The following is a 2193-nucleotide window of genomic DNA, read 5'->3' on the forward strand; positions in this document are numbered from 1 at the left end:
CGCCCACGCGAATTACCCCTAACTCGTGCACCGGAACTGCTTGAGCAGGGATCCTCATCTCGTGTTGTCTGCAGAGATTTCGTGGCGCCAGGAACCAGGAATCAATCGCGCCTATGTCTGGTTCAGCAACGGCGCCATAGCTGGCTACCGCGACCTCGACACCGGGCACGACTATCCGACGTCGCCGGACTACATCCAGCTGATGGACCACGTTCTGTCCGACTGGCTCCGCACGCACGGGATCAGTTGCGCTGGTGCCTCGAGCGAGCCAGCGCCGCCCGAACTGCCCTCCGGTCGCGGGCTACTCGCCTGGTTCGATCGGCGCCGTGCGCGCCGGCACCACACAGGCGCCGTCGCGGCCCACCGAGAATGGCGACTGGACCACCCGGCCTGGAAGGTACCGGTGGACCCGCCCCAGGCGGGCTGGCGTGACCTTGTGAGGAATGACCCCGGCCAACTTCTCTGGCAGCGCGCCGCCGAACTGCCCTCCGCGCGGTGGTTCGACCTCCCGCAAAGCGGGAAACCCGTGCCTGGACCCAAGGCGCCCATGGCGAGGAGACGGTCGCTGCTGAGCTCTGGCGGATCTCCCGCCCAGGAGCGTGGCGCTACGTCCACTCAGTACCTGTGGGAGCCAAAGGTTCGGACATCGATCACGTCCTCGTGGGTCCAGGAGGCGTCTTCACCCTGAACACGAAGGCGCATCCGGGCGCCAGAATCTGGGTCGGCGGAAACACCTTCATGGTGAACGGTCACAAGCAACCGTACCTGCGCAACTCGCGGCATGAGGCAGCCCGCGCCAGCCGACTGCTGACGGCCGCCACGGGCAGCAGCATCGAGGCGCGCAGCGTGATCGTGCTCGTTGACCCCGGCAACCTCACGATTCGCACGCCGCCTCCAGACGTCGCCATCACCACACGGCGCGGGCTGCAACGGTGGGTATCAGCACTGCTGCCCGTCCTGTCCGACCAAGAGGTCGAAACGATCTTCACCCACGTCCGGCGCTCCTCGACCTGGACCTAGGGGAGTCCGACATTGCGTCATAGCGCCGCGTGGCGGGCGTCTTCTACCCTGTAATTTCTGCCGATCGGTCGGAGAGTTGGGTGACAGCCGCATCGAGTCGTCATATGCCAACCGCGACTCCGACGCGGACGATCACGGAGTCGACGCCGCTTAACACCGCCAGCATTCTCCGGGCACCCGTTCGGGTGGATGGGGTTGTGAGCTGGCGCGCCAACGAGGTCGCCTGCAGGGCCACATCGCGCGACGGCCTCAGGCAAAACTCGCGGCGACATCCTTGACGTCCGGCCCCGAGAGGTAGTCACTCAGTCGAATGTCAGCTTCCACGGTCACAACCTCGCTCCCGGCTCCAAAAGTGACCGGCATGGTCCACAGGCGCGGGTCGACTAGCTGGTCGCGATGGGCCTGCCTCACCGCTACCTCCGCCTTAACCACCCGCTCAAAGGGCCCCCGCAACAGGCTGATCACTTCGCACCCGGCCCGCAAGTGCGCGCGGACCCGATTGGCATCCCCATGTCCAAACTTCAACAGATTCTCGTATTGGACGAGATAGAGGTACTGGGGCTGCCCGAACTTGGCGCGGTGCGTACGGGAGCCGGGCTGCGGCGGGCAGACGCGGCACTCAGGCCTCGCCATGGTGATCTTCTGAACAGTGCCACAAGCGTCATGCGTCGCCCACGTGCCGTGGCTGCGCGAGGGGTCACGGTATCCCCACGGCATGCCCCACACGTCGGTCGCAATGATGGTCCACCCGGGCCGCGCGTGCGCATCTTCAAGGTCTGCGAGGAAGAGCACTGACTCGACCATCAGCGCCTCTGTCTCCGTGACGGACTGGACTTCCACCTCGAAGGTCTCCGCGAGTTCCTGTCGCACCCCAGGCCGACGCATGAGCCTCTTCATGTCGGCGACCGTGTCGGCGTCCAACGCGGTCCTCGCGTCGAGGCACACCGGGCATCGCGTGCGCCAGCCGGGCCGGCAGGCACGAGCAGATCTGCAGGAGTTGCATTGCCAGATGTCGATGGGGGAACTACTCGGCTGGCTCTTCAGCCGGCTCATCTGGCCCTCGATGAGCAAGGCGCACTCCCGACAATGGACCATCCACGCGATATCCGGTCCGCGATTGCCGGTATTTGCCCGCGGTGCCACCGAGGCTCCGCAGTTGGCGCACGTCTTGCT

3 protein-coding genes are annotated in these 2193 nt (G+C 65.7%); 2 read left to right on the plus strand and 1 reads right to left on the minus strand.

The genetic code is table 11. The annotated features are described in order from the left end of the window. Positions 1 to 495 precede the first annotated feature (495 nt). The gene (locus ABD194_RS19630; protein ID WP_343994635.1) at positions 496 to 1020 is read left to right on the plus strand and encodes a nuclease-related domain-containing protein; all 525 of its coding nucleotides are present in this window, start codon (positions 496 to 498) and stop codon (positions 1018 to 1020) included. 249 nt (positions 1021 to 1269) lie between these two features. Here the strand turns inward: ABD194_RS19630 and ABD194_RS19635 are convergent, their stop codons facing one another. Further along, positions 1270 to 1917, minus strand: coding sequence for a hypothetical protein (locus ABD194_RS19635; RefSeq protein WP_343994637.1), 648 nt, complete (start codon positions 1915 to 1917; stop codon positions 1270 to 1272). On the opposite strand from ABD194_RS19635, the gene ABD194_RS19640 reads away from it, so the two are divergent. Continuing rightward, the coding region (locus ABD194_RS19640) for a hypothetical protein (RefSeq protein ID WP_343994639.1) at positions 1904 to 2193 on the plus strand (290 nt) is incomplete at its 3' end. The genes ABD194_RS19635 and ABD194_RS19640 overlap by 14 nt on opposite strands.

It is taken from the genome of Terrabacter terrae, assembly GCF_039529575.1.
GTDB classification, from domain to species: domain Bacteria; phylum Actinomycetota; class Actinomycetes; order Actinomycetales; family Dermatophilaceae; genus Terrabacter; species Terrabacter terrae.

Coding starts and splice junctions, on each gene's coding strand:
- ABD194_RS19635 (WP_343994637.1), bottom strand. CDS start 1,917: ATGAAGAGGCTCATGCGTCGGCCTGGGGTGCGACAGGAACTCGCGGAG.